Here is a 24,056-nt window from a genome sequence, read left to right as displayed (position 1 = left end):
GACCCCCGTTCCGCCGTGTCAGCCCTCGGAGCGCGGCTTGCCGTCGGCGTCCTCGACGCGCTTCTTCAGTCCGGCCAGGGCGCGGTCGATGATGACCTTCTCGGCCTTGCGCTTGATCATGCCGAGCATCGGGATCTTGACGTCGACGGCGAGCTGGTAGGTCACCTCGGTGCGGCCGCCGGCCAGCGGCGCGAGGGTGTACGAGCCGTCCAGCGAGCGGAGCATCTGGCTGCGGACGAGGGTCCAGCCGACCTCGCGGTCGCCGTCCCAGGTGTAGGCGAGGACGTGCTCGTCGCGGATGGCGCCGGCGTCGAGCAGCAGCCGGACCTTGGCGGCGCGTCCCTCCTCGCCGGTCTCCAGGACCTCGATCTCCTTGACCTCACCGGTCCAGGCCGGGTAGGCGGCGAAGTCGGCGATCACGGCCATGACCGTGGCCGGGCTCGCGTCGATGGTGATGCTCGACCTGGTGTGCTCCGCCATGGAATGGCCCTCCGCGTCGTCCCTCTGCCTGCCGGCCCGGCCGGGGCGCCCTCGGCCCGGTCCGCCCGGAGCAGGCTATCGCGACCGGCGATCCGGTCGGCGGCACGGGCGGTGCTCCGCAGGCGGCCGCGGCCCGGCGGGCGCCGGGCGGCGGGGCATGCTACCGGCCGGTCACCGCGGGGCTGCCGTAGGGTGCCATTCGAACGACCTGGTCACGGCCTGGTCGGACCCGGCCGGGTGTGACACTTCGAACACCGGGGCCGACCCCCCTGGCCGAAGCTGCCTACCGGGCAGTAACGTCCTGCCGTCCCGCAGCGTCGCGAACGAGGAGCAGTCTTGCTCGACTTCAGCCTTCCGGCCCTCTACCAGGTACCGAGCGGCGGTAACCTCTCCGACCTCGTGCACCAGAACGCCGAGCGGCACCCGGACGTCGTGGTCCTCAGCCGCAAGGTGGACGGCCAGTGGCAGGAGTTGACCGCCGCCCAGTTCCTGGTCGAGGTGCACGCCGCAGCGAAGGGCCTGATCGCCACCGGCATCCGCCCGGGGGACCGCGTGGGCATCATGTCCCGGACCCGGTACGAGTGGACGCTGCTGGACTTCGCGATCTGGTCGGCCGGTGCCATCACCGTGCCGGTGTACGAGACCTCCTCCCCCGAGCAGGTGGAGTGGATCCTCGGCGACTCCGGCGCGGTCGCCGTGCTCACCGAGACCGACCAGCACCACGAGGTGGTCGAGGCGGTCCGCGGCCGTCTCCCGGAGCTGAAGCACACCTGGCAGATCGAGCAGGGCGCGGTCGCCGCGCTGGCCGAGGCCGGCCACGGGGTCTCCGACGAGACCGTCGCCGAGCACCGCGGGAGCGCCGACTCCGACTCGATCGCGACCATCGTCTACACCTCGGGCACCACCGGCCGCCCGAAGGGCTGTCAGCTGACGCACGGCAACTTCCTCGCCGAGTGCGGCAACATCGTCGAACGGCTGGCCCCGCTGTTCCGCACCGGCGAGAGCTCCGTCCTGCTCTTCCTGCCGCTGGCGCACGTGCTCGGCCGGATCGCCGAGATCGCCCCGGCGATGGCCCCGATCAAGCTCGGCCACGTCTCCGACATCAAGGACGTCACGGCCGAGCTGGCGGCCTTCCGGCCGACCCTGATCCTGGGCGTGCCGAGAGTCTTCGAGAAGGTCTACAACACCGCCCGCGCCAAGGCCCAGGCCGACGGCAAGGGCAAGATCTTCGACAAGGCCGCCGAGACCGCGATCGCCTACAGCCGGGCGCTGGACGCCGGCGGCGCCGGCCTGGTCCTGCGGATCAAGCACGCGGTCTTCGACAAGCTGGTCTACAGCAAGCTGCGCGCCGCGCTCGGCGGCCGCGCCACCCACGCCATCTCCGGCGGCGCCCCGCTCGGCGAGCGCCTGGGCCACTTCTACCGGGGCATCGGCTTCACCGTCCTGGAGGGCTACGGCCTGACGGAGACCTGCGCGGCCACCACCTTCAACCCGTGGGACAAGCCGAAGATCGGCACGGTCGGCCAGCCGGTGCCCGGCGCCTCGGTCCGGGTCGCCGAGGACGGCGAGGTCTTCTTCAAGGGCCCGCACGTCTTCACCGGCTACTGGAACAACCCGCACGCCACCGCGGACACGCTCAGGGACGGCTGGATGGCCAGCGGCGACATCGGCTCGCTGGACTCCGAGGGCTACCTGACCATCACCGGCCGCAAGAAGGAGATCATCGTCACGGCCGGCGGCAAGAACGTCGCCCCGGCCGTGATCGAGGACCGGATCCGGGCCCACGCCCTGGTCGGCGAGGTCATGGTGGTCGGCGACCGCAAGCCGTTCATCGCCTGCCTGATCACCGTCGACCCGGACTTCTTCCCCAAGTGGAAGGAGCTCAACGGCAAGCCCGCCGACGCCACCGTCGGCGACCTCGCCGAGGACCCGGACCTGCTCGCCGCCCTGCAGGGCGCGGTGGACGACGGCAACGCGGCCGTCTCGCACGCCGAGGCGGTCAAGAAGTTCCGCCTGCTGGACACCGAGTTCTCCGAGGAGAGCGGCCACCTGACGCCCTCGCTGAAGCTCAAGCGCAACCTCGTGCTGAAGGACTTCGCGGCCGAGGTCGAGGCCCTCTACAAGAAGTGACCACCGCAGCCGCAGGGCCCTGCCTCCTCCCGGAGGCAGGGCCCTGCGCCGTTCGGGGCCTCAGGCCGCCAGCAGCGAGGTCAGCCGCCCGGCCAGCAGGTCCCAGCGCCAGGAGCGCTCCACCCACCGCCGCCCGGCCTCGCCCATCCGCCGCCGCAGCTCCTCGTCGCGCAGCAGCCGCACGATCCGCTCGGCCGACGCCGCGGCCGAACCGCCGGGCACCACGTAACCGGTCTCGCCCTCCAGCACCGCGTCAGGTGCACCGCCGGAGTCCCCCGCGACCACCGGCAGGCCGGTCGCCGAGGCCTCCAGGTAGACGATGCCCAGGCCCTCGACGTCCAGGCCCCCGCGCCGGGTCCGGCAGGGCATCGCGAAGACGTCCCCGGCCCCGTAGTGGGCGGGCAGCTCCTCCCAGGGCACCGAACCGGTGAACCGCACCGAGTCCCGTACACCCTTGGCGTCCGCGAGCTTCTCCAGGTCCGCCCGGTACGGCCCGCCGCCGACGATCAGCAGCACCGCGTCCGGCACGTCGGCCAGGATCTGCGGCATCGCCTCGATCAGGGTGTCCTGGCCCTTGCGCGGCACCAGCCGGGAGACGCAGACCACGACCGGCCGGTCCGCGAGCCCGAGCCGGCGGCGGACCTCGGCGCCCCCGGAGCCCGGGTGGAAGGTCGACTCGTCCACGCCCGGCGGCAGCTGCACCATCCGGCCCGCGGCCCGCGGCCCGACGGCGGCGGCGATCCGGGAGCGGGTGTACTCGCCCAGGTAGGTCAGCACGTCGGTGCCCGCGCCGATCCGGCGCAGCAGCTGCCGGGAGCCCGGCAGCTGGGCCCAGGCGGCCTCGTGGCCGTGCGTCATGCCGAGCAGCCGCCCGGCGCCGGCCCGGCGCAGCGCGGGCGCCATCAGGCCGAGCGGGGCAGCGGCGCCGAACCAGACCGAGTCGCACTGCTCGGCGCGCAGGATCTCGGCGGCCCGCCGGGTGACCCGGGGTGTGGGAACCATCACCTTCGTCCGGTCCCGGATCACCGGGAACGGCTGCTCGGCGTCGAAGCGCCTCACCTCGCTGCCGTCCCGCCAGGTCGAGGCGTACACCACGATGCTCCCTGCGGGCTGACGGACGGCCATGTTGTGGACGAAGGCCTGGATGCCCCCCGGGCGGGGCGGGAAGTCATTGGTGACGATCAAGGTTCTGTGCATCAGGCCACGGCTCGCTCGGTCGGGGGGTGCGCGGTGTACCGCTGGGTGATCCGTACGATAGGTCAACACCATGACCCGCCGGGAACGGAACCGCGCACGGCAACCGTTTGACCCCCGGGTCAGTCCTAGTACGTGGGTCCGGAGGTCGGCCCCGGGGCCGCGGACACGACGGCCCCGGCGTCCGTCAGTACGACGCCTCCGGTGAGGACGTCCGAGACGAACGAGGGAGCGCAGTGGAATTGGCCCCGGCCACCGAGTCCGGTTCGTCGCGCGGCCGGCTCGGCCGCCCGCTCGGGGCGCTGGCCGCGCTCGGCGCGACCTGGGTGGCCACCCGCACCGTGCTGGTGCTGCTGATCACCGGCGTGCTGAAGTCACCCGGCGGCGACGTCACCGCCGACGTGTGGATGATCTACCACGCCTGGTACGGCGTGCTGCAGACCGGCACCTTCCCCTTCGACGACGTGACCTGGCAGTACCCGCCGGGCGCCGCCCTGGTGATCCTGCTGCCGGGCCTGCTGCCCTGGTCGTACCTGGTCTCGTTCTGGGTGATCTGCGGGGTCGCCGACGCCGCCGCGGCCGCGCTGCTGGTCCGCACCGGCCTGCGCCGGGGCCGGGCGCTGACCGGCGCCTGGATGTGGGTGGCGGGGGTCCCGCTGCTCGGTCCGATGATCTATAACCGCTTCGACGTCATCGTCACCGCGGTCACCCTGGCCGGCCTGCTGGCACTGATCCGCCGCCCGGCGGTCGGCGGGCTGCTGCTGGGCCTGGGCGGCATCGTCAAGGTCTGGCCGCTGCTCGGCCTGATCGGCATCCCCTCCGGCCGCCGCACCCGCCGTTCCTGGACACTGGCGGGGGCCACCGCCGTCTCGATCGGCTTCCTGCTGGCGGCCGGCATGAACGGCGCCTTCGACTTCCTGGCCTTCCAGAAGGACCGCGGCATCGAGGTGGAGTCGGTCGGCGCCCTGCCGCTGCACCTGGCCCGGATCGCCGGGGGCTGGGACGGCCGGGTCACCATGAACTACGGCTCCCCCGAGATGCTCGGGCCGTGGGTCGGCGTGATCAGCAAGGTGATGATGGCCGGCACGGTGCTGGGCTTCCTCTGGCTGCTGCTGTGGCGCTTCACCTCGAAGCGCCGCAACGCGGCCACCATGTACGACGCGGCGCTGTGCGCGCTGCTGATCTTCGTGGTGACCAGCCGGGTGATCAGCCCGCAGTACCTGGTCTGGCTGGTCGGCGTCGCGGCGGTCTGCCTGACCGTGCGCGGCACCAGCCAGCGGCCGGTGGCGCTGCTGATCCTGATCGCCTGCCCGCTGACGCTGGTCGAGTTCCCGACGATGTTCACCCAGGTCCTGGCCAGCGACCCGCTCGCGATCACCGTGCTGGCCCTGCGCAACCTGCTGCTGGTGGCCGCCGCCGTGCTCTCCTGCGTCCGGCTGTGGCGCTCCACCCGCGGCGAGGCACCGCTGCCGCCGACGGTGGTGCTGGACCGGGACCCGGCCGCGCTGCCGGCCGCGGGCTACCCGGTGCGCCCGGGCATCGCGTACGAGCAGGACCTGCTGGACGGCATCGACCACCCGGGCGCGCCGGCCGAACAGCGGCGCTGAACCGGCCACGCCGGGCCGGGCCCGAGCAGGAGGGCCGGACTCCGGCCGTCGGTTCCGGCCGTCGGCCTCAGTCCTTCAGCGCCGCCACCTCGGCCTGCCAGAGCCTGGCGAACTCGCCGAGGCCGACGCCCAGTTCGGCGCGCAGCAGCCGGTCCGTACGGCGCTCGCGATCCTCGTCCGTCCCGTCGGCCGCGCCGACCGCCCGGTAGAAGGCGACCAGCCGCTGCGGCCCGTAGCGGCGGGCGATCAGCTCGCAGGCCAGCCAGGACTGCTCGTAGGCCTGGGCGATGCCGGCGGCCCCGGCGGCGAAGTCCCGGTCCTCGGGCAGGTCGGCGGGCAGCCGCCCGGCGGCGACGTCCCGGGCCAGCTCGGGGGCGATCTGCTGCGGGCTGCGGCCGGAGTCACGGTAGGCGGTCCAGTCGGCGACGCCCTCGGAGAGCCACAGCGGCGTCCAGGCCCGGGTGTCGGACCTGGTCGCGACGTGGGTGGCCTCGTGCGTGATGACCACCTGCCGGCCGAAGTCGCTGAGGCGCCCGTACGCCTCGGGGTTGACCAGCACCCGGTCCGCCGGGGTGTGCCGGGGCGCGCCGGGGGCGGCCACAGTGACCGCCGCCATGCCCGCCCAGCCCGCCGGGTCGACCTCCAACAGTCGCGCGAACTGCTCCTCGGTGGCGGGCAGTTCGAGCAGCAGCCGACCGGCCCACGCCCCGCCCCAGACCTCCTCGACGGCCGGTACCGCCCGGTCCCCCACCGCGACCAGTCCGGCCGGGTCGGGTCCGTCGGCCGACCCGAGCACCAGGCAGTGCGCGCCCGGCGCCGACCGTACGGGGCCGAAGTCCCAGAGCGCCGGCGGCCCGCTCGCACTCTCCTCGCGCTCGACCCGCCAGCCGTCCTGGGCCCCGGTCAGCGCGATCCGGCGCGGGTACACCACGGGGTCGTCGTCGTACCCGGCGATCCGCACCACCAGGTCGGCCGCGGCGGTCAGCCGGTCCGGCCCGCCGCCCGCGGCGAGCACCAGGTTGCGGTACGCCGCCCCGACCACCGGAAGCCCCGAACGGGCCGGCAGCGAGCGTGCCCGCTCCGCCAGCACCGCGGCCACCTCGGCGCGCCGATCGGCCGCCTGCCGGGCCGGTGCCGCCGCCGGGGCGACCGGCGGCAGCGACAGCTGGGCCAGCCCGCCGGCCGCGAGCAGCAGCGCACCCCGCCGCGACAGCGCGCGACGGGGCAGGTCTATCGGGTGCGGCCCGTGGGGGCCGGACGTCGAGGCGCTCAGAGCCGGACCACCCCCGAGACCGGCATGGCGTTGACGCTCTCGTAGCGGACCTTGGCGCCCGGGTAGGGGGCGTGCACGATCACGCCGCCGCCGGCGTACATGCCGACGTGGTGCATGTCCCGGTAGAAGATCACCAGGTCTCCCGGTCGCGCTTCGGAGAGGTTGATCCGCCGGCCGGCGTACGCCTGGGCCTGCGAAGTGCGCGGCAGGGTCACTCCGGCCTGCCGCCAGCTGTAGTACATCAGACCGGAGCAGTCGAACGCGCGGGGCCCGGTGGCTCCGTAGACGTACGGAGCCCCGACCATCCGCACCGCGGCGGCCAGCGCGGCCGCCCCGCGCTCGGAGGCGGCCGGGGCGGAGCCGAGGTCCAGCCGGTCGGTGCCGCGGGTGGCGCGCTGCTCGGCGTCCCGGGCGTCCTGGGCGGTCATCCTGGCCCGTTCGCCGGCGCCCAGGCCGTTGAGCAGCTTCTGCGCCTCGGCGAGCCGCTGCTGGATCTGCTGCTTGTTGTCGGCGAGCGAGCGGCGGGCCTCGTCCAGTTCGGCGAGCTTGCCGGTCGCCTCGACGCGCCGCTGGTCGAGCCGGCGCTCGCGGGCGACCAGCTCGTGCAGCGTCTCATGCTGCCGCTGCGCCTCCTGGCCCATGGTCCGGGCCCGGGCCAGGTACCCCGCCGGGTCGGAGGACAGCATCAGCTGGGCGGCCTGGGCCATCCCTCCGCCGCGGTACTGCGCCCCGGCCACGGTCGCCAGACTGCCGCGCAGCTCGTTGAGCTGGTCCTGGGCGACGGCGATCTCGCCCTGGAGGATCGTGGTCTCGCCCTGGAGGCGCCGTTGGGCCTCCAGGGCCGCGTTGTACTTCTCGGACGCCTGCTCGGCCTCCTCGTAGAGCTGCTCGACCTGCGCCTTGACCTCCTTGCGGTCGGTCGGGTCCGGGCTGCCGGGAGCGGCCTGGGCGCTGCCTCCGGTCGCGACGCCGAGCGCGGTGGTGGCGGCCGCCGTCAGCACCAGTGCGCGGGCGAGCAGTTGGGAACGGCGGTGCACGGGCATGGCGGCAACGGCTCCAATCCGGCGGCTCGGCCCCGCCGCCGCCCCACTGCGGGCGGCCGTCGAGCGGGAGTCCGGTGGCAGACGTTAGCGAGTCCGGGCAAGCGAGTCCAAACCCCTCCGGACCCGAATATTTGACTCCTAATCGGACATCAGCCCGAGCAGCCGGAAAAGCCGCAGGCCCGGCCTTCCGTGATGGAAGACCGGGCCCGGAGGCGCCGAGCGGGGATCAGACCCGCACGATGCCGCTCAGCGGCATGTTGGTGACGGCCTCGTAGCGGACCGACGCACCCGGCTTGGGAGCGTGCAGCACCTGGCCGTTGCCGGCGTAGATGCCGACGTGGTGGGCGTCCCCGAAGAAGATCAGGAGGTCGCCGGGCTGGGCCTGGGACAGGTCGGTGCCGATCCGGGTGCCGGCGTGCGCCTGCTCCTGCGAGGTGCGCGGCAGCGAGACGCCGACCTGGTTGAACGCCCAGACCATCAGGCCGGAGCAGTCGAAGGAGCCCGGGCCGGTGGCGCCCCACACGTACGGGCTGCCGACCTTGGAGGCCGCGGCGGAGAGCGCGGCGGCACCGCGCGAGCTGCCGGGGGCCGGGAGCGCGCCGGCCGGCGTGGACGAGGGCGCCGACAGGTTGGTGCGGCTGTTGTCGCGCGAGGCGCGGTCGGCGGCCTGCTGCTGGGCCTTCGCGGCGTCGGCCTGGGCCTTGGCGTCGGCGGCGGCCTTCTCCTCGGCCGCGCGCAGCGCCTGGCGCTCCTGCTCGGTCAGGGTGTTGAGCAGGTCCTGGGCGGCCTTCAGCTTGTTCTGGACCTCGTCCTTGGAGGCCTTCAGCTGCTGGGTGGTCGACTCCAGCTCGGCGAGCTTGCCCTGGGCCTCGGCGCGGTCCTGGTCGAGCTTGCGCTGCTGCTCCTGGAGCTGCTTCAGCTGGTTCTTCTGGGTGTCACCGGCCTGGTTCAGCGTGCCGGCCTGGGTGAGGAAGTTGTCCGGGCTGGACGAGAACATCAGCTGGACGGTCGGGGATATGCCGCCGTTGCGGTACTGCTCCCCGGCGATCTGGGCCAGGCCGCCCTGCAGGTCGGTCACCTGCTCCTGCTGGCGGGCCACCTGGTCCTGAAGACCGGAGACCTGCTTCTCCAGCGTCTGCTGCTTCTCCTGGGCGGCGTTGTACTGCTCGGTCGCCACCTCGGCCTGCACGTTGAGCTGGTCGACCTGCTCCTTGACCTGGTCCTTGGTCGGCTGCGGGTCGGCGTGCGCGCCGGACTGCGCGGAGAGGGCGACGGCTGCGGCAGCGACACCGGTCAGGATCGAGACGCGGGCGCGGCCTGCTGGCTTGGGACGACGATGGGACGCCACGAAGGCGGGCTCCTTCTTCCTACGTCCGCCTACCGGGTGAGCTGACGGGTTCGGGCCGGAAGCATGCCCTACGACGCCTCACGGCCGTTCCACCGGCCGACCTGGCGCCGATTCACCCCGGAGGAACGTGGTTCCCCGGCTCCGCTGCGCAGCGCCCCCGCTTGCTGGGCTCCCCTGTCGGGCAGTCGCTTCGACCTGCCCCGCTGCCTCGCGAACTCGACGGTGACCACCGCTGCCACCCTGGCTGGGTGATCGACACTGCGGTGCTCTGGGGCATGACCCTAGTAACTGAACCGTGATCGGTTCAAATCCTTGTCAGAAAAAAGACGGAAGATTACCCAAGTTCCTTTGTGAAAATGACCGATGGTGACCATTGCCGTACGCAAGGCTGATCAGGTCTCACCCGTTGGTCGCAAAACGCTCGAAAACCTGAACACCACCCCCGACGGGGGTGGTGCGGATCACAGGGGCCGGTCGAACCTCTCCGGCGTGTCGGGCCGTCAGACCCGGCGGATCGTGTTGATCGGCATCGCGTCGGCCTTCATCACCTTCACCACGTCACCGGTGTGCGGCGCGTGGACCACCATGCCGTTGCCGATGTACATCCCGACGTGGTGCATGTCGCCGCCGTAGATGACCAGGTCGCCGGGCTGCGCCGCGGCCAGCCCGGGCACCGCGGTGCCGTAGTGGCCCTGCTCCTGCGAGGTGCGCGGCAGCGAGACGCCCGCCTGACCGTACGCCCAGAGCATCAGCCCGGAGCAGTCGAAGGTGCTCGGCCCGGTGGCGCCCCAGACGTACGGGGAACCCTGCTTGCTCATCGCCTTGGCCACGGCCACGGCCGCGTAGCCGCTGGCCGGCGGCAGGTTGCTCAGGTCGACCCGGTCGCTGCCGCGCGAGGCCCGGTCGTCCTGCGCCTGCTGGGCCTTCAGCGCGGCGCGGTCGGCGGCGCTGAGCGAGTTCAGCAGGTCCTGGGCGGCCTGCAGCTTGGTGTTGACGTCCGCCTTGGCCTGGTTCAGGTCCTTGGTGGTGGTGTCGAGGGAGGCCAGCACGGCGGCGGCCTCGGACTTCTCCTGGTCCAGCCGGCGCTGCTGGTCCAGCAGCCCCTTGAGCGCCTCGGCCTGGCTGGCGCTGGCCTGCTGGACGGTGGAGGCCTTCTGGAGGTAGCCGGACGGGTCGGAGGAGAGCATCAGCTGGACGGAGGGGTCGATGCCGTTGGTGCGGTACTGCTCGCCCGCGACCTCGGCCAGCCCGCCCTGCAGCTGGGTCATCTGCTCCTGGCCGCGGGCCACCTGGTCCTGCAGCTGGTCGGCCTGCTTGCGCAGCTGGTCGGACCGCTCCTTGGCGCCGTTGAACTTCTCCGCCGCCTGCTCCTGCTCCTCCTGGAGCTGGTCGATCTGCGCCTTGACGTCCGTCTTGTTCGGCTGCGGCGCGGCGTGCGCGGCCACCTGGGCCGAGAGGGCGACCGCGGTCGCAGCGGCAGCGGTGAGCACGGAGACCCGCGCGCGGCTCGGCTGCTTGGGACGGCGGTGGGAGGCCAAGAGACCGGCTCCTTCTTCCAACGGACTCACCCGATTGGATGAGATTCCGGAAAATAGGTTTGACGCCAGACCCTAGTGCGGATCTACCGGTTTTGCCACTCCCCCGAAGGCGTGAACTCCGTTTCCCACACCGACTTCACCGGACCCGCACACCACCGCGAAACCGGCGCTGAGCAGGCGTCATCCCGCCCGGCCCGGTTCAGGGCCGGGCCAGCCGGTTCAGCAGCAGCACCGACGCCACCGGGCGCGCGCCCGCCTTCCGCACGCCCTCCGCGACCTCCCGGTCGGCGGACACCACCACCACCGGACGGCCCTGCGGCTCCGCCCGCACCAGGCGGCGGATCAGCTCGTCCGCGGTCTCCCCGGTCCGGCTGAACCGCACCCGGACCCCGCGCGGCGGCGCCATCATCACCGGGACGTCCAGGTCCTGCCCGTCGAACACGCAGGTGACCTCCGCCTGCGTGCGCTGCGCCAGCATCGCCAGCCCGCCCAACAGCCGGATCCGCTGCTGCTCCAGCGGCAGCGTCGGATAGCCGGTCTTGGTCACGTTGTAGCCGTCCACCACCAGGTGCACCTGCGGGATCGCCAACAGCTGGTCCAGCAGCGCCGGGTCGTCCTCGGCCAGCCCCCGCCGGGCCACGTCGTGCGGGGAGGCCGCCCCCGGCACCACCGCCTCCACCAGGTCCGCCGGGCGGATCTGGGAGACCGGCAGCGCCAGCTCCCGCTGCAGCCCCTGGGCCGACTGCAACATCGTGTCCAGCAGCAGCCGCAGCCTCATGTCCTCGACACTGCGCCCCTCGCGGGCGGACCGGCGGCCCTGCTCGGCGGCGGTCTCCAGCTCGGAGACCCGGTGCTTGAGCCGCCGCGCCTCGGTCTCGGCGGCGCTGCGCTCGGCCGCGCCCTGGGCCTTCAGGGCCTCCAGCTCCCCGGCCACCCGGCGCGTCTCCGCCTGCGCCCGGCGGGTGTCGCTCTCCAGCGACCGCACCTTCTTGCGCAGCGACTCGGCCTCCCGCCGGACGCCCTCGGACTCCGCGCGCTGACGCTCCAGGTCCGCCCGCGCGGCGGCCCGCACCTCGGCCAGCTCCGCCTGCAGCTTCTCCACCAGCCGGGACGCCTCGGCGGCCGCGTCCTCGGCGCCGGCCCGCTCGGCCTCCTCGCCGACCTCGGCGACCAGCCGGCTCCAGCCCGCCGAACGCACCAGGTAGGCGGCGGCCGCGACGTCCATCGGATCGGCGGCGCCCGGGACGCTGCCCGACTCCAGCGCCCGCACCAGGTCCGGCTGCCCCAGCCGCAGCCGTTCCGCTATCCGCACCCGGAAGGCCGGCTCCGCCTCCAGCGCGGCCGCCAGCGCCGTGGCCGCGTACTTGGCCCGCCGCGCCGGGGTGAACTTCACGTACTGACGCAGGCTCTGCGGGAGCTCACCCGGCGGCAGGCCGCCCAGCGCGTCCGAGGCCAGCCCGACCACGCGACGGCGCACCCCCTCGGGCAGCGGCCGGTCCAGCTTCTCGACGGCGCGCTCCGTGGCGGGGCCGGAGAACCCGGGGAGTTCCGAGGGGGTCGGGGAGCCGGCCGCGTCGGAGGCACCGGACGAGGCGCCCTCCGCCGCGAAGCCCTCCGCACCGCCGTGCCCGGACCCGCCGACCCCTGGCTCGCCGGCTGCGGGCACGGCGCTCTCCGCCGGTCCCGTCCCGGCGTCCGGCGTCTGCGCAGCGGGCCGAAGCCCCTGCGCTTCGCCGGGCTCCTTCGCTGCGTCCACCACGTCCTCGGCTCCGATCCTGTTTCCGGCTGGGTACGGCCGCGACTGCCCCCTGTCGTCACGCTCCGTGTGTCTTGTCTGTATTGTCCCGTGCGGCGGACGGGCGCGCCGCGCACCGCCCGCCGCACCGCGGTGATCAGCCCTGCTCGGTCGGGGCCTCCGCGCCCTCGGCACCCGGACGGGCCACCAGCTCGACCTGGTCCACGGCGTTGCACCAGCGGCAGCGCACCGACTCGACGGTCTCGCTCAGCACCTCGGTCTCCTCGACCTTGGAGTCGCCGGCGAGGTCGAAGTGCAGGAACTCCGTCACCCGCGCGGTGCGGGTCACGTCGAAGCGGGTGAGGTTGCCGCACAGGGTGCAGCGCCAGCGCGTCTCGGCGGTCAGGGCGGGGACGGTCATCGGGGGTCCTCTCGGGTGGTCCCTGCGTGGGCTAGGCGCTCCCCCCGGAGCCCCGGCGTCGGCGGCGGGAGGCGGGAATGCCCGCGCCAAGCCTATTGCCTGGGGCAACCATCGCGACCACCGGTCAGCGGAATAGCGGGGCTAGTCCACCTGCCGTAAACCGCCGTGTCACCAGCGGCGCCCGGAGGGATGCTTGGCCGCATGGCGCTCGCGGCCCCCGACCACACCGCCGAGCGGGGAGACCGGCCGGAGGCGGCCGCCCCGGCGGTCACCTACGCCCTGATCGCGGTCAACACCCTGGTCTTCCTCCTCGGTCCGGCCGCCGGGCTGAATCCGCTGTACGGCACCGGCCAGACCCGGGTCTGCGCGGAGCAGCGGTACGAGCAGCGCTGGGGCGCCGTCCCGGCCGAACTCCTGACCGGACGATCGCTGACCACCGAACAGCTCGCCGAGGCCCCCGACCCGGTCCCCGGCTGCCCGGCCGCTCCGACGCCGGGCAAGCACCCGGCGCTGTCCGCCCTCACCGGCCTCTTCCTGCACGCCGGCTGGCTGCACCTGCTCGGCAACCTGCTCTTCCTCCACGTCTTCGGCCCCACCGTCGAACGGCGGCTGGGCCGCGCCCGGTACGCCGTCTTCTACCTGGCCGTCGGCAGCCTGGCCGCGTACGGCTTCGCGCTCGCCGAGGCGCACTCGCCGGATTCCACCCGGGTCCTCATCGGCGCCTCCGGCGCGATCTCCGGCGTCCTGGGCGCCTACCTGCGCTTCCACCCGCGCGCCCGGGTGACGACCCTCGTCCCGCTGCTGTTCTTCCTGCCGCTGCGCTTTCCGGCCTGGCTGGTGCTCGGCCTCTGGTTCGCCCTGCAGTGGTGGTCGGTGCACGCGGCGGGCCCGGGGGTGGCCTACCTGGTCCACGTGATCGGCTTCTCGGCCGGGTTCCTCTACGCCTGCACCGTGGTCCGCCACCCCCCGAGACGACCCGGCTGACGCCCGATACGCTGGCGGCACCCCACAAAGGAGCCGGAACAGTGATCACCGCCATCGTCCTGATCAAGACCAGTGTCGACCGCATCCCGGAGATCGCCGAGGCCATCGCCTCCATCGAGGGCGTCAGCGAGGTCTACTCGGTGACCGGTGGGTACGACCTGGTCGCGATGGTCCGGGTGCGCCGTCACGACGACCTGGCCGAGGTCATCCCGGGCCGGCTCAACAAGGTCCCGGGCGTGGCCCACACCGAGACCCAGATCGCCTTCCGCACCTACTCCCAGCACGACCTGGAAGCGGCCTTCGCCCTCGGCCTGGACGAGTAGCGGGGCCTCCGGCTCAGCCCTCTCGGCGGCCGCGGTCGACCTGCACCGTCGCGACGCAACGCCCGCCCTCGTTGCGGTAGTTCCACGCCGCGCCCTCCGTGACCAGCTCGCGGACGGCGGTCAGGAAGCGGTCGACGTGCTCGTCCGGAGTCCCGGCTCCGAAGCTGACCCGGATCGCGTTCAGGCTGCGCTCGCCCGGCAGCGAGGGCTCCGGCGCACCACACTCGGAGACCGGACCGGGCGCGACGTCCTCGTCCCCGAGCAGGGTGCGCACCAGCGGGTGGGCGCAGAACAGGCCGTCGCGCACGCCGATGCCGTACTCGGCGGACAGCGCGGCCGAGAAGTGCGAGCTGTTCCAGTCCCGGACGACGAAGGACAGCACGCCCACCCGCGCCGAGCCGGCGCCGAACAGGTTCAGCACCCTGACCTCGGGGATCTCCGCCAGCCCGGCCGTCAGCCGGTCGACCAGCTGCCGCTCGCGGGCCTCCAGCGCGTCGAAGCCGGCCTCGCTCAGTGCGCGGCAGGCCGAGGCGATCGCGTAGGCGCCGATGACGTTCGGCGAACCGGCCTCGTGCCGGGCCGGGCCGGTGTGCCACTCCACGGCCACCGAGCCGTCCGTCTCCCGGGCCACCGTCCGGGTCGCGCCGCCGCCGGCCAGGTACGGCTCGGCCGCGTCCAGCCAGTCCGCCCGGCCGGCCAGCACCCCGGCGCCGAACGGCGCGTAGAGCTTGTGGCCGGAGAAGGCGATCCAGTCGACGTCCAGCTCGCGCACCGAGACCCGGTGGTGCGGGGCCAGCTGGGCGGCGTCCAGCACCACCCGGGCGCCGTGCCGGTGCGCGGTCCGGGTCAGTTCGGCGACCGGCCACAGCTCGCCGGTCACGTTGGAGGCACCGGTGACGCAGAGCAGCTTCGGGCCTTCGGGGGCCTGGGCGAGGGCGGCGTCCAGGGCGGCCACCGCCCCGGCCCGCGAGCGCGGCGCGCGCAGGTAGGTGACATCCAGTCCGGCGTGCGCCCAGGGCAGCAACGAGGCGTGGTGCTCGGTCTCGAAGGCGAACACCCGGGTGCCGGCCGGAACCGCGGAGGCCAGCAGGTTGAGCGAGTCGGTGGTGGCCCGGGTGAAGACCACCTGGTCGCCCTCGCGCAGGTCGAGGAACCCGGCGACGGTGCGGCGGCTCTGCTCGAAGAGGTCGGTGGACAGCTGCGAGAGGTAGCCGGCCCCGCGGTGCACGCTGCCGTAGTACGGCGCGTAGGCGGCGACGTCGTCCCACACCCGCTGGAGCGCCGGGGCGCTGGCCGCGTAGTCGAGCGCCGCGTAGCCGACCTTCTCACCGCTGGCGAGCGGGACCTGGACGTCGGCGCCGAGGACGGCGAGGGGGGCGCAGGTTTCGGTGGCGAGGGACATGAGGATGCACTCCTTCGGGGTATGGGGACCCCGGGAGTGCTAGTCGTCGGGCGTCCGCGCTTGCCGCACGGACGGTGTGCCGTGGCGACCCGGTCCTCACCCAGGGCACCCCGCCACGGACGGAGGGTTGCCGGACAGCAAGCTGGGGCTTGACGCTGTCACTCATGACCTGCCGTCGACTCTAGGGTCGCGTCCAGCGGGCGGTCAAACGGGTATCCACCATCCGGACAGCGCACGCGCCCTCCCGCCTCCGCGGACGCCGGGAGCCCGTGCCGGCGCACCGGCACGGGCTCCCGACCACCGCTTCAGCTCCGGCTGGTGGCCTCCGACCAGCGCCGCAGCAGCTCCTGCGCCGCACCCGAGTCGATGGCCTCCGCGGCCCGCGCCATGCCCGCCGCGAGCTGCTCCGCCAGCGGCGCGTCGCCCAGGTCGAGCGCGACCAGCGCCGCCGCCGTGTTCAGCAGGACGGCGTCCCGCACCGGCCCGCGCTCCCCCGCCAGCAGCCGGCGCGCGACCTCGGCGTTGAACGCCGGGTCCCCGCCGCGCAGCGTCTCGATGCCGACCAGCTCGATGCCGACCTCGCGCGGGTCGAAGGAGGTCTCGGTGACCACTCCGTCGCGCACCACCCACACCCGCGAGGTGGTGGTGATGGTCAGCTCGTCCAGTCCGTCGTCGCCGCGGAAGACCAGCGCGGTCGAACCGCGCCGGGCGAGCACCCCGGCGATCAGCCCGGCGAGCCGGGTGTCGAAGCAGCCCACGGCGTGCGAGGTGACCTTGGCCGGGTTGGTCAGCGGGCCGAGGATGTTGAAGGCGGTCGGCACCCCGAGGTCGCGCCGGGCGGTGGCGGCGTGCCGCATCGAGGGGTGGAACTTCGCCGCGAAGCAGAAGGTGAGGCCGACCTCCTCGACCACTTCGGCGATCCGCCGGGCGGGGAGGTCCAGCGCCACGCCGAGCTTCTCCAGCACGTCCGAGGACCCGGTCGACGAGGAGGCGGCCCGGTTGCCGTGCTTGACCACCCTGGCGCCGGCCGCCGCCGCGACGATCGCCGACATCGTGGAGATGTTGACGGTCTTCGCGCGGTCGCCGCCGGTGCCGACGATGTCCACCGCGGGGCCGGGGACGTCCAGCGGCTCGGCGTGCGCGTACATCGCGTCCACCAGACCACTGACCTCGTCGACCGTCTCGCCCTTGGCCCGCAGGGCGATCATGAAGCCGGCCACCTGGGCGGGGGACGCCTCGCCGCTCATGATCCGGTCCATCGCCCACGCGGTGGAGGAGCGGTCGAGGTCCTCCCCCTTCAACAGCGCCGACAGGAGGTCCGGCCAGGAGCGGACCACCTGCGCGGGGTCGCTACCGCCGTTCGCAGGGTTCACGTTCACCATGGCTGACTCCAGCTGTTGTCGGTTCCCCCGCTCCGGGGGACGTCCGTACGGATGGAGCCAGCCTATCGAGCGGCTGGGCGCCGATGGCCCCCTCTTCTCTACTACTGAGACGGGACCGCTCAACGAGCGGCCGGAGCCCGCTTCGCCAGCCGCGCCCGCAGCAGGGTGGCGACCGCCTCGGCCAGCGCCACCGGGTCCACCGGGTGGGAGATCGCGGCGTCGGCGCGGCTCCAGGCGGCGAGCCAGGAGTCCTGCGGCCGGCCGATCAGCACCAGCACCGGCGGGCAGCCGTAGATCTCGTCCTTCAACTGCCGCCCGAGCCCCAGCCCGCCGGCCGGGACGGCCTCGCCGTCCAGCACGCAGAGGTCCACGCCGCCCTTCTCCAGTGCCTTGAGCACCGCGGGGGTGGTCGCGCACTCCAGGTAGGACAGCTCGGGAAGATCCTCGGCGGGCCGACGGCCGAGCGCCGTCAGCACCTGCTCGCGGGTGTTGCGGTCGTCGCTGTAGACGAGAACGGTGAGCGTCTCATCGGTCGTGTACGCCATGGGCCCTGCTCCCTCAAGTGTGATCCGGACCACGTTCGCCTGATCCGGATGCTACTCCCGATCACCCTCCGCCGAGTGCCCCTCGCGCACGTTCCTCCTCAAGCCGCCGCGCCCTGGGCTCACCCGCCCGGAGGACGGCGCGTCACCCTGACCCGCCCGGTCCACCCGTACGGCCGACCCGGGCCGCTCCCCCTACCTCCCGCGGCTGCTCCGACCGTGCAACGACGCGCCGGGCAACGGGGTCGCAGGTCGCTCCGAGGAACCGTCAGAAAAGGGACACGCCGCTGCTCAGCCCCCATCCGGGCACCCCACCGGCCCCCAAGCGGGCATACCGCACGCACCGGACACTCCGAGGGACACCCCCCGGCGTGAAGACGGAATAAGGGACCGACATAATGTCCGTCGTGGCGACAGCAACAGCAGTAGAAACCGGGCACGCGCACGGATCGGTCAACCGGCCGAACATGGTCAGCGTCGGAACGATCGTCTGGCTCAGTTCCGAGTTGATGTTCTTCGCGGCCCTCTTCGCGATGTACTTCACGCTCCGCTCCGTCAAGGGGGCCGAGTTCTGGACCGAGAAGGCCCACGCCCTCAACGTGGCGTTCTCCTCGGTCAACACCACCGTCCTGGTGCTCTCCTCGCTCACCTGCCAGCTCGGCGTGTTCGCCGCCGAACGCGGTGACGTGAAGAAGCTCCGCATGTGGTTCATCATCACGTTCATGATGGGCGCGGTCTTCATCGGCGGCCAGGTCTACGAGTACACCGAGCTGGTCAAGAAGGACGGCCTGTCGCTGTCCTCCGACCCGTACGGCACGGTGTTCTACCTGACCACCGGCTTCCACGGCCTGCACGTGACGGGTGGTCTGATCGCCTTCCTGCTGGTCCTGGGACGGACGTACGCAGCCAAGCGCTTCACGCACGAGCAGGCCACCGCCGCGATCGTCGTGTCGTACTACTGGCACTTCGTCGACGTCGTGTGGATCGGCCTGTTCGCGACCATCTACCTGATCAAGTAACCAGCTGATCAGGTCGCTGGCCACCGGCTGCGGCCCCCGCCCTCACCGGCGACGGGCCGCTTCTGCCGGTGCCGACGCTCCCACCGACCGACCGCGCGCGCAGCCCTAGACAGGCAGCCTCGTGCCGGCCAGACCGGCCGCCGGGTGCACCCACCAGTCGACCAGATCCTGACACCGGGGTTATTCCGTGAAAAAGCTCTCCGCACGACGGCGCCACCCATTGGCGGCGCTGGTCGTCCTACTTCTCGCCCTGGCGGCAACCGGGGGGCTGTACGCCGCGTTCGCTCCCGCCGACAAGGCGCAGGCCGACGTCGCCGCGCAGTCGCTCGCGATCGATGAGGGCAAGAAGCTCTTCGCCGTCGGTTGCTCCTCCTGCCACGGCCTGAACGGCCAGGGCGGCAGTGACGGTCCGAGCCTGGTCGGCGTCGGCTCCGCCGCTGTCGACTTCCAGGTCGGCACCGGCCGCATGCCGGCCCAGCAGCCCGGCGCCCAGGTCCCGCGCAAGAAGAACATCTACACGCAGGCCGAGATCGACCAGCTCGCCGCCTTCGTCGCCTCCCTCGGTCCCGGCCCGGTGACCCCGAAGGAGGAGCAGTACACCTCGACCAACCCGGAGGACATCTCCAAGGGTGGCGAGCTGTTCCGCACCAACTGCGCCCAGTGCCACAACTTCGCCGGCCAGGGCGGTGCCCTGACCAAGGGCAAGTACGCCCCGTCGCTGGAGGGCGTGGACGCGAAGCACATCTACGAGGCCATGCAGACCGGCCCGCAGAACATGCCGTCGTTCCCGGACGGCACCATGCCCGAGGAGCAGAAGAAGCAGATCGTGGCCTTCGTCCGCCACACCACCAGCGAAGAGCCCAACCCCGGTGGTCTCACGCTCGGCAGCCTCGGTCCGGTGACCGAGGGCCTGTTCGGCTGGATCTTCGGTCTTGGCACGCTCATCGCGGTCGCGATCTGGGTCGCCGCCCACACCACCAAGGCCAAGAAGTCATGAGCCACGACATGTCAGAAGAGAACCTCCCGGAGTCGCACGGCTCCGCCGGCGAGGTCGCCGAGCACGGCAACCCCTTCGCCGACCCGGGCCTGCCGGCCCACGAGCCCCGTCGCACCGACATCGACGAGCGGGCCGCCCAGCGCGCCGAGCGCCAGGTCTCGCTGATGTTCGTGATCTCGATGCTCGCCACCGTCGGCTTCATCGCCTCGTACGTGACCATCGACCCGGACAAGATCGTCTACATCTTCCCGCTGGGTAACGTCAGCGCGCTGAACTTCGCGCTGGGCCTGACCCTCGGCGTCGCGCTCTTCATGATCGGCGCGGGCGCGGTCCACTGGGCCCGCACCCTGATGTCGGACGTCGAGCTGCCGGCCGAGCGTCACCCGATCGAGGCCGACGACGAGGTCCGCGCGGACGTCATCGAGCAGTTCAAGACCGGCGCCGCCGAGTCCGGCTTCGGCCGCCGCAAGATGATCCGCAACACCCTCATCGGTTCGATGGCGCTGGTCCCGCTCTCCGGCGTGGTCCTGCTCCGCGACCTCGGCCCGCTCCCGGAGAACAAGCTCCAGGAGACCGGCTGGAAGGAGGCGACGGAGGCCAAGCCGCTGGCTCTCATCAACATGAACACCATGCTGCCGATGAAGCCCGAGGACATCTCCGTCGGCTCGCTGACCTTCGCCATGCCGGAGGGCCTCTCCACGCACGACGAGGACTTCCAGCAGCAGATCGCCAAGGACGCCCTGATGCTGGTGCGCATCGCACCGGAGGACATCAAGGACGACAAGTCCAAGGATCTGGGCTTCGAGGGCATCCTCGCCTACTCCAAGATCTGCACCCACGTCGGCTGCCCGATCAGCCTGTACGAGCAGCAGACCCACCACGCGCTCTGCCCCTGCCACCAGTCGACCTTCGACCTGGCGGACGGCGCGCGCGTCATCTTCGGCCCGGCCGGCCACCCGCTGCCGCAGCTGAAGATCACCACTGACGAGAAGGGCAACCTGGTCGCCACCGGCGACTTCGCGGAGCCCGTCGGCCCGAGCTTCTGGGAGCGTGCTCGATGAGTAGCGCGAGCAGCACCACGACCGGTGCCGCCAAGCCCTCCAGCACGCGTGACAAGCCCGCCAACAAGTGGGAAGCCGCAGCTGACTGGACGGACGGCCGGCTGGGGATCTACTCCCTCGCCAAGGCCAACCTGCGGAAGATCTTCCCGGACCACTGGTCCTTCATGCTGGGCGAGATCTGCCTCTACACGTTCATCATCATCATCCTGACCGGCGTCTACCTGACGCTGTTCTTCAAGCCGTCGATGGCCGAGGTCGTCTACAACGGCTCGTACGTGCCCCTCAAGGGCATCGGGATGTCCGAGGCCTACGCCTCGACGGTGGACATCAGCTTCGAGGTCCGCGGCGGTCTGCTGATCCGCCAGATCCACCACTGGGCCGCGCTGGTCTTCGTGGCCGCGATGCTCGTGCACATGATGCGCGTGTTCTTCACCGGCGCGTTCCGCAAGCCGCGTGAGATCAACTGGGTCTTCGGCTTCCTGCTGCTGATCCTGGGCATGTTCGACGGCTTCTTCGGCTACTCGCTGCCGGACGACCTGCTGTCGGGCACCGGTATCCGCTTCATGGAAGGCGCGATCCTCGCCGTCCCGCTGGTGGGCACCTACGTCCAGATGTTCCTGTTCGGGGGCGAGTTCCCCGGCCACGACATCGTGCCGCGGTTCTTCACCATCCACGTGCTGCTGATCCCGGGCATCATGCTCGGCCTGCTGGTGGCGCACCTGATCCTGGTCTTCTACCACAAGCACACCCAGTGGGCGGGCCCGGGCAAGACCGAGAAGAACGTCGTCGGCATGCCGCTGATGCCGGTCTACATGGCCAAGGCCGGTGGCTTCTTCTTCCTGGTGTTCGGTCTGATCGCCGCCATCTCGGCGATCGCCACGATCAACCCGATCTGGGCCTACGGCCCGTACCGTCCGGACCAGGTCTCCACGGACGCCCAGCCCGACTGGTACATGGGCTTCTCCGAGGGCCTGATCCGCGTCATGCCGGGCTGGGAGATCGGCCTGTGGGGCCACACCCTGAACCTGGGTGTGTTCATCCCGCTGATGATCTTCCCGCTGGTCCTGGTCTCGATCGCGGTCTACCCGTTCATCGAGGGCTGGATCACCGGCGACAAGCGCGAGCACCACATCCTGGACCGCCCGCGCAACGCCCCGGTCCGCACCGCCCTGGGTGCCGCCTGGATCAGCCTGTACCTGGTGCTGCTGGTCGGCGGTGGCAACGACCTGTTCGCCACCCACCTGCACCTGTCGATCAACTCGATCACCTACTTCGTCCGCGTCGGCTTCTTCGCGGTCCCGGTGATCACCTTCATCGTCACCAAGCGCTGGTGCCTCGGCCTCCAGCGCCGTGACAAGGAGAAGGTGCTGCACGGCCGCGAGACGGGCGTCATCAAGCGCCTGCCGCACGGCGAGTTCGTCGAGGTGCACGCCCAGCTCCCGCAGAAGGACCTGTTCAAGCTCACCGCGCACGAGCAGAACCAGCCGGTCGAGCTGCCGGCCCAGACGGACGAGAACGGTGTGGCCGGCAAGGCCGGCGCTCTCACCCGCACCCGGGCCAAGCTCTCCCGCGGCTTCTACGGCGAGGGAAGCCAGATCCCCAAGCCGACCGCAGAGGAGCACCACGAGATCACCAGCGGCCACGGCCACCACTGATCCCGTACCCGCGCCACCCCGAGGGCCGCTGACCGGAGTTCGTCTCCGGTCGGCGGCCCTCGGGCTTTCCCGCACCCGTACCCGTCCCCGTCCCAGGAGCCTCCCGTGCAGCTCTCCGTCGACCCCCACTCCGCCACTCCCCCGTACGAGCAGATCCGTGCCCAGATCGCCGAGGGGGCCCGCACCGGCGAGCTGCCCACCGGGTTGCGGCTGCCCACCGTCCGGGCCCTGGCCGAGGACCTGGGGCTGGCCGCCGGCACCGTCGCCCGGGCGTACAAGGAGCTGGAGGCGGACGGCGTGGTGGAGACCCACGGCCGGCGCGGCACGCTGATCGCCGCCGCCGGGGACACCGCGCACCGGCTGGCCGCCGCGGCCGCCACCGAGTACGCCGAGCGCGCGCACCGCCTCGGGCTCTCGTACCCGGACGCCCTCGCCGCGGCGGTCACCGCCCTGGGGCTGGCCTACCCCGGGACCCACCCCGAGGTCTAACAGCGGGCCGTCGAGGGGGGTCCGGACGGGGGATCAGACCTCCGGGCGGATCATCCCCGCGGCCGGGGCCTGGGCGGGCGGGAGACTGGTGCTGAGGGGCTGTCCGACGGCGCTGTGCTTGACCCAGTCCGTCCAGGGGACGTTCCAGTCCCCGAAGCCGTTGCCGAACGCCTCCATCGCGGCGCCGTTGCTGTTGACCACCGTCACCAGGTCCCCCACCCGGGTGTTCTGGTAGAACCACTTGGCGTTGTCGGTGCTCATGCCGGTACAGCCGTGGCTGACGTTCGCCACGCCCTGCGAGCCGACCGACCAGGGCGCCGCGTGGACGTACTCGCCGCTCCAGGTCACCCGGGTGGCCCACTGCACGTCGAGGTCGTACGACTCCGCACTGCCGGCGGCTATGCCGATGGTCTCGCCGCTCATCCGGACCGACCGCTCCTGGCCGAGCACCACCTTGACGCCGTTGCGGGTGTCGAAGCCGGGCTTGCCGGTGGTGACCGGGATGGTCCGCACGACCTCGCCGTCACGCTTCAGGGTGAGCTCGTGGGCGGCCGCGTCGACCACCGACTCGACCCGCTCGCCGATCCGCAGCCGCAGCGAGCTGCGGTCGCCGCCGTAGAGGCCGTCCGCGATCCGGCTGCCGGTGCCGTCGAAGGACAGCGCGACGGTCGTCCCGGCCGGCCAGTACTCCTCCGGGCGGAAGTGCAGGTTCTTGTCGTCCACCCAGTACCAGGCGCCGGTGACGGCGGGCTGGGAGGTGACGGTCAGGGACTGCTCGACCTCCTGGCGGGCCTGCGGGTCCTTCACCGCCTCGGAGAGCTGCACGGTGAGCGGCTGGCCGACCCCGTAGACGCCGGTGCCGGAGGAGTCCGGGCCGAGCTTGGCGGTGAGCAGGCGCTGCGCGGCGAGGGTGCTGAAGTCGGCGGTGGTGTCGCCCCGGCCGCCCTTGCCGTCGTCCGCGGAGATGCGGACGGAGTACGCCGTGGCGGCCTTCAGCCGTCCGGTGGTCTGCCAGCTGCGCTGGTCGTCGGCGAGCTTGCCCGCGACCACCCGGCCGTCCGGGCCCACCACGGTCACGTCGGTGAGCCGGCTGCCCTGCACGGCCGTGACGGTGACCGGCTGGGCGGGGTCCACCTTGCCGTCCGCCGAGAGGTGGACCAGTGGGGCCGCGTCGATCCGGTGCGGGCCGGCGGACTCGTCGCCGCCGGACGAGCAGGCGGCCAGCGGGGCCAGCACTGCGAGGGCCAGCGAGATGCTGCCGATACCTGCGGTTCCGCGCCTGTCGGCCATGACCGCCTCCGAGGGTTCGCACGATTGATCAGATCGTAGGAACGCTTTCGGTCTGAGCGACATCCGAGGGACCTCGCGTTCACCCGCCGGAGTGAGGCCGCCACCCCGCGGACGCACCAGGGCCGGTCCTCCCGTGCGGGAGG

At 72.3% G+C, this 24,056-nt stretch carries 21 protein-coding genes and 2 riboswitches; of the genes, 9 read left to right on the top strand and 12 right to left on the bottom strand.

What is annotated here, in order from left to right:
* Positions 1 to 18: 18 nt before the first annotated feature.
* On the bottom strand, positions 19 to 480 hold the full coding sequence (locus AB0D10_RS30390) for an SRPBCC family protein (protein ID WP_360262148.1): 462 nt from the start codon (positions 478 to 480) through the stop codon (positions 19 to 21).
* A 336-nt stretch (positions 481 to 816) separates the two neighbouring features.
* Here AB0D10_RS30390 and AB0D10_RS30385 point away from each other — a divergent pair, with 336 nt between their 5' ends.
* Positions 817 to 2,610, top strand: coding sequence for an AMP-dependent synthetase/ligase (locus AB0D10_RS30385; RefSeq protein ID WP_360262147.1), 1,794 nt, complete (start codon positions 817 to 819; stop codon positions 2,608 to 2,610).
* 60 nt (positions 2,611 to 2,670) lie between these two features.
* On the opposite strand, the gene AB0D10_RS30380 is transcribed toward AB0D10_RS30385, so the two are convergent.
* Positions 2,671 to 3,807 carry a glycosyltransferase family 4 protein gene (locus tag AB0D10_RS30380; protein WP_360262146.1) on the bottom strand — a complete coding sequence of 379 codons (1,137 nt, stop codon included), beginning with the start codon at positions 3,805 to 3,807 and terminating at the stop codon, positions 2,671 to 2,673.
* A gap of 233 nt (positions 3,808 to 4,040) precedes the next feature.
* On the opposite strand from AB0D10_RS30380, the gene AB0D10_RS30375 reads away from it, so the two are divergent.
* On the top strand, positions 4,041 to 5,411 hold the full coding sequence (locus AB0D10_RS30375; protein ID WP_360262145.1) for a glycosyltransferase family 87 protein: 1,371 nt from the start codon (positions 4,041 to 4,043) through the stop codon (positions 5,409 to 5,411).
* A 67-nt stretch (positions 5,412 to 5,478) separates the two neighbouring features.
* On the opposite strand, the gene AB0D10_RS30370 is transcribed toward AB0D10_RS30375, so the two are convergent.
* The 6 genes from AB0D10_RS30370 to AB0D10_RS30345 all read right to left on the bottom strand — a co-directional run bounded on the left by AB0D10_RS30370 (position 5,479) and on the right by AB0D10_RS30345 (position 12,769).
* Positions 5,479 to 6,501, bottom strand: a complete 1,023-nt coding sequence (locus AB0D10_RS30370; RefSeq protein WP_360262144.1) for a hypothetical protein — start codon at positions 6,499 to 6,501, stop codon at positions 5,479 to 5,481.
* Positions 6,502 to 6,680: 179 nt separating this feature from the next.
* On the bottom strand, positions 6,681 to 7,727 hold the full coding sequence (locus AB0D10_RS30365) for an NlpC/P60 family protein (protein WP_360262143.1): 1,047 nt from the start codon (positions 7,725 to 7,727) through the stop codon (positions 6,681 to 6,683).
* Positions 7,728 to 7,953: 226 nt separating this feature from the next.
* On the bottom strand, positions 7,954 to 9,075 hold the full coding sequence (locus tag AB0D10_RS30360; protein WP_360262142.1) for an NlpC/P60 family protein: 1,122 nt from the start codon (positions 9,073 to 9,075) through the stop codon (positions 7,954 to 7,956).
* Positions 9,076 to 9,085: 10 nt separating this feature from the next.
* A riboswitch (cyclic di-AMP (ydaO/yuaA leader) is annotated at positions 9,086 to 9,239 on the bottom strand.
* 336 nt (positions 9,240 to 9,575) lie between these two features.
* On the bottom strand, positions 9,576 to 10,613 hold the full coding sequence (locus AB0D10_RS30355) for an NlpC/P60 family protein (RefSeq protein ID WP_360262141.1): 1,038 nt from the start codon (positions 10,611 to 10,613) through the stop codon (positions 9,576 to 9,578).
* Positions 10,614 to 10,812: 199 nt separating this feature from the next.
* Complete coding sequence (locus AB0D10_RS30350) at positions 10,813 to 12,114, bottom strand: NYN domain-containing protein (RefSeq protein ID WP_360262181.1); 1,302 nt, start codon at positions 12,112 to 12,114, stop codon at positions 10,813 to 10,815.
* Between the two features lie 391 nt (positions 12,115 to 12,505).
* Entirely contained in the window at positions 12,506 to 12,769 is a 264-nt protein-coding gene (locus tag AB0D10_RS30345) for a hypothetical protein (protein WP_360262140.1), read from the bottom strand.
* Between the two features lie 201 nt (positions 12,770 to 12,970).
* On the opposite strand from AB0D10_RS30345, the gene AB0D10_RS30340 reads away from it, so the two are divergent.
* Together AB0D10_RS30340 and AB0D10_RS30335 are read left to right on the top strand one after the other, a co-directional pair.
* A complete protein-coding gene (locus AB0D10_RS30340; protein WP_360262139.1) occupies positions 12,971 to 13,753 on the top strand; it encodes a rhomboid family intramembrane serine protease in 783 nt (260 codons plus the stop codon).
* A gap of 41 nt (positions 13,754 to 13,794) precedes the next feature.
* Positions 13,795 to 14,076: an Lrp/AsnC ligand binding domain-containing protein gene (locus AB0D10_RS30335; RefSeq protein WP_189915153.1), complete on the top strand. Its 282-nt coding sequence runs from the start codon at positions 13,795 to 13,797 to the stop codon at positions 14,074 to 14,076.
* A gap of 13 nt (positions 14,077 to 14,089) precedes the next feature.
* Here AB0D10_RS30335 and AB0D10_RS30330 read toward each other — a convergent pair whose 3' ends face one another.
* The 3 genes from AB0D10_RS30330 to AB0D10_RS30320 all read right to left on the bottom strand — a co-directional run bounded on the left by AB0D10_RS30330 (position 14,090) and on the right by AB0D10_RS30320 (position 17,405).
* A complete protein-coding gene (locus AB0D10_RS30330) occupies positions 14,090 to 15,478 on the bottom strand; it encodes an aminotransferase class V-fold PLP-dependent enzyme (RefSeq protein ID WP_360262138.1) in 1,389 nt (462 codons plus the stop codon).
* 51 nt (positions 15,479 to 15,529) lie between these two features.
* A riboswitch (SAM riboswitch) is annotated at positions 15,530 to 15,648 on the bottom strand.
* 135 nt (positions 15,649 to 15,783) lie between these two features.
* Positions 15,784 to 16,860, bottom strand: a complete 1,077-nt coding sequence (gene trpD, locus AB0D10_RS30325) for an anthranilate phosphoribosyltransferase (RefSeq protein WP_360262137.1) — start codon at positions 16,858 to 16,860, stop codon at positions 15,784 to 15,786.
* A gap of 119 nt (positions 16,861 to 16,979) precedes the next feature.
* Positions 16,980 to 17,405, bottom strand: coding sequence for a hypothetical protein (locus tag AB0D10_RS30320; RefSeq protein ID WP_350522543.1), 426 nt, complete (start codon positions 17,403 to 17,405; stop codon positions 16,980 to 16,982).
* 395 nt (positions 17,406 to 17,800) lie between these two features.
* Here AB0D10_RS30320 and AB0D10_RS30315 point away from each other — a divergent pair, with 395 nt between their 5' ends.
* The 5 genes from AB0D10_RS30315 to AB0D10_RS30295 all read left to right on the top strand — a co-directional run bounded on the left by AB0D10_RS30315 (position 17,801) and on the right by AB0D10_RS30295 (position 22,623).
* Entirely contained in the window at positions 17,801 to 18,421 is a 621-nt protein-coding gene (locus AB0D10_RS30315; protein ID WP_360262136.1) for a heme-copper oxidase subunit III, read from the top strand.
* Positions 18,422 to 18,608: 187 nt separating this feature from the next.
* Positions 18,609 to 19,418: a c-type cytochrome gene (locus tag AB0D10_RS30310; protein ID WP_360262135.1), complete on the top strand. Its 810-nt coding sequence runs from the start codon at positions 18,609 to 18,611 to the stop codon at positions 19,416 to 19,418.
* Positions 19,419 to 19,426: 8 nt separating this feature from the next.
* Positions 19,427 to 20,479: a Rieske 2Fe-2S domain-containing protein gene (locus AB0D10_RS30305; RefSeq protein WP_360262134.1), complete on the top strand. Its 1,053-nt coding sequence runs from the start codon at positions 19,427 to 19,429 to the stop codon at positions 20,477 to 20,479.
* Positions 20,476 to 22,134 carry a ubiquinol-cytochrome c reductase cytochrome b subunit gene (locus AB0D10_RS30300; RefSeq protein ID WP_360262133.1) on the top strand — a complete coding sequence of 553 codons (1,659 nt, stop codon included), beginning with the start codon at positions 20,476 to 20,478 and terminating at the stop codon, positions 22,132 to 22,134. The genes AB0D10_RS30305 and AB0D10_RS30300 overlap by 4 nt, the downstream gene beginning before the upstream one ends.
* 105 nt (positions 22,135 to 22,239) lie before the next feature.
* The gene (locus AB0D10_RS30295; protein ID WP_360262132.1) at positions 22,240 to 22,623 is read left to right on the top strand and encodes a GntR family transcriptional regulator; all 384 of its coding nucleotides are present in this window, start codon (positions 22,240 to 22,242) and stop codon (positions 22,621 to 22,623) included.
* Between the two features lie 33 nt (positions 22,624 to 22,656).
* On the opposite strand, the gene AB0D10_RS30290 is transcribed toward AB0D10_RS30295, so the two are convergent.
* A complete protein-coding gene (locus AB0D10_RS30290) occupies positions 22,657 to 23,913 on the bottom strand; it encodes an Ig-like domain-containing protein (protein WP_360262131.1) in 1,257 nt (418 codons plus the stop codon).
* Between the last annotated feature and the right edge of the window lie 143 nt (positions 23,914 to 24,056).

It is taken from the genome of Kitasatospora sp. NPDC048545 (assembly GCF_040651155.1).
GTDB lineage: Bacteria > Actinomycetota > Actinomycetes > Streptomycetales > Streptomycetaceae > Kitasatospora.
Note: the sequence above shows the minus strand (reverse complement) of the source record. Positions and strands in the feature narration are given on the sequence as shown.

Bases quoted from the DNA above. Each gene is read 5' to 3' on its own strand.
- trpD (WP_360262137.1), bottom strand. From the start codon at position 16,860: ATGGTGAACGTGAACCCTGCGAACGGCGGTAGCGACCCCGCGCAGGTG.
- AB0D10_RS30320 (WP_350522543.1), bottom strand. From the start codon at position 17,405: ATGGCGTACACGACCGATGAGACGCTCACCGTTCTCGTCTACAGCGAC.
- AB0D10_RS30365 (WP_360262143.1), bottom strand. From the start codon at position 7,727: ATGCCCGTGCACCGCCGTTCCCAACTGCTCGCCCGCGCACTGGTGCTG.
- AB0D10_RS30305 (WP_360262134.1), top strand. From the start codon at position 19,427: ATGTCAGAAGAGAACCTCCCGGAGTCGCACGGCTCCGCCGGCGAGGTC.
- AB0D10_RS30340 (WP_360262139.1), top strand. From the start codon at position 12,971: ATGGCGCTCGCGGCCCCCGACCACACCGCCGAGCGGGGAGACCGGCCG.
- AB0D10_RS30390 (WP_360262148.1), bottom strand. From the start codon at position 480: ATGGCGGAGCACACCAGGTCGAGCATCACCATCGACGCGAGCCCGGCC.
- AB0D10_RS30315 (WP_360262136.1), top strand. From the start codon at position 17,801: ATGTCCGTCGTGGCGACAGCAACAGCAGTAGAAACCGGGCACGCGCAC.
- AB0D10_RS30300 (WP_360262133.1), top strand. From the start codon at position 20,476: ATGAGTAGCGCGAGCAGCACCACGACCGGTGCCGCCAAGCCCTCCAGC.
- AB0D10_RS30290 (WP_360262131.1), bottom strand. From the start codon at position 23,913: ATGGCCGACAGGCGCGGAACCGCAGGTATCGGCAGCATCTCGCTGGCC.
- AB0D10_RS30380 (WP_360262146.1), bottom strand. From the start codon at position 3,807: ATGCACAGAACCTTGATCGTCACCAATGACTTCCCGCCCCGCCCGGGG.
- AB0D10_RS30345 (WP_360262140.1), bottom strand. From the start codon at position 12,769: ATGACCGTCCCCGCCCTGACCGCCGAGACGCGCTGGCGCTGCACCCTG.
- AB0D10_RS30330 (WP_360262138.1), bottom strand. From the start codon at position 15,478: ATGTCCCTCGCCACCGAAACCTGCGCCCCCCTCGCCGTCCTCGGCGCC.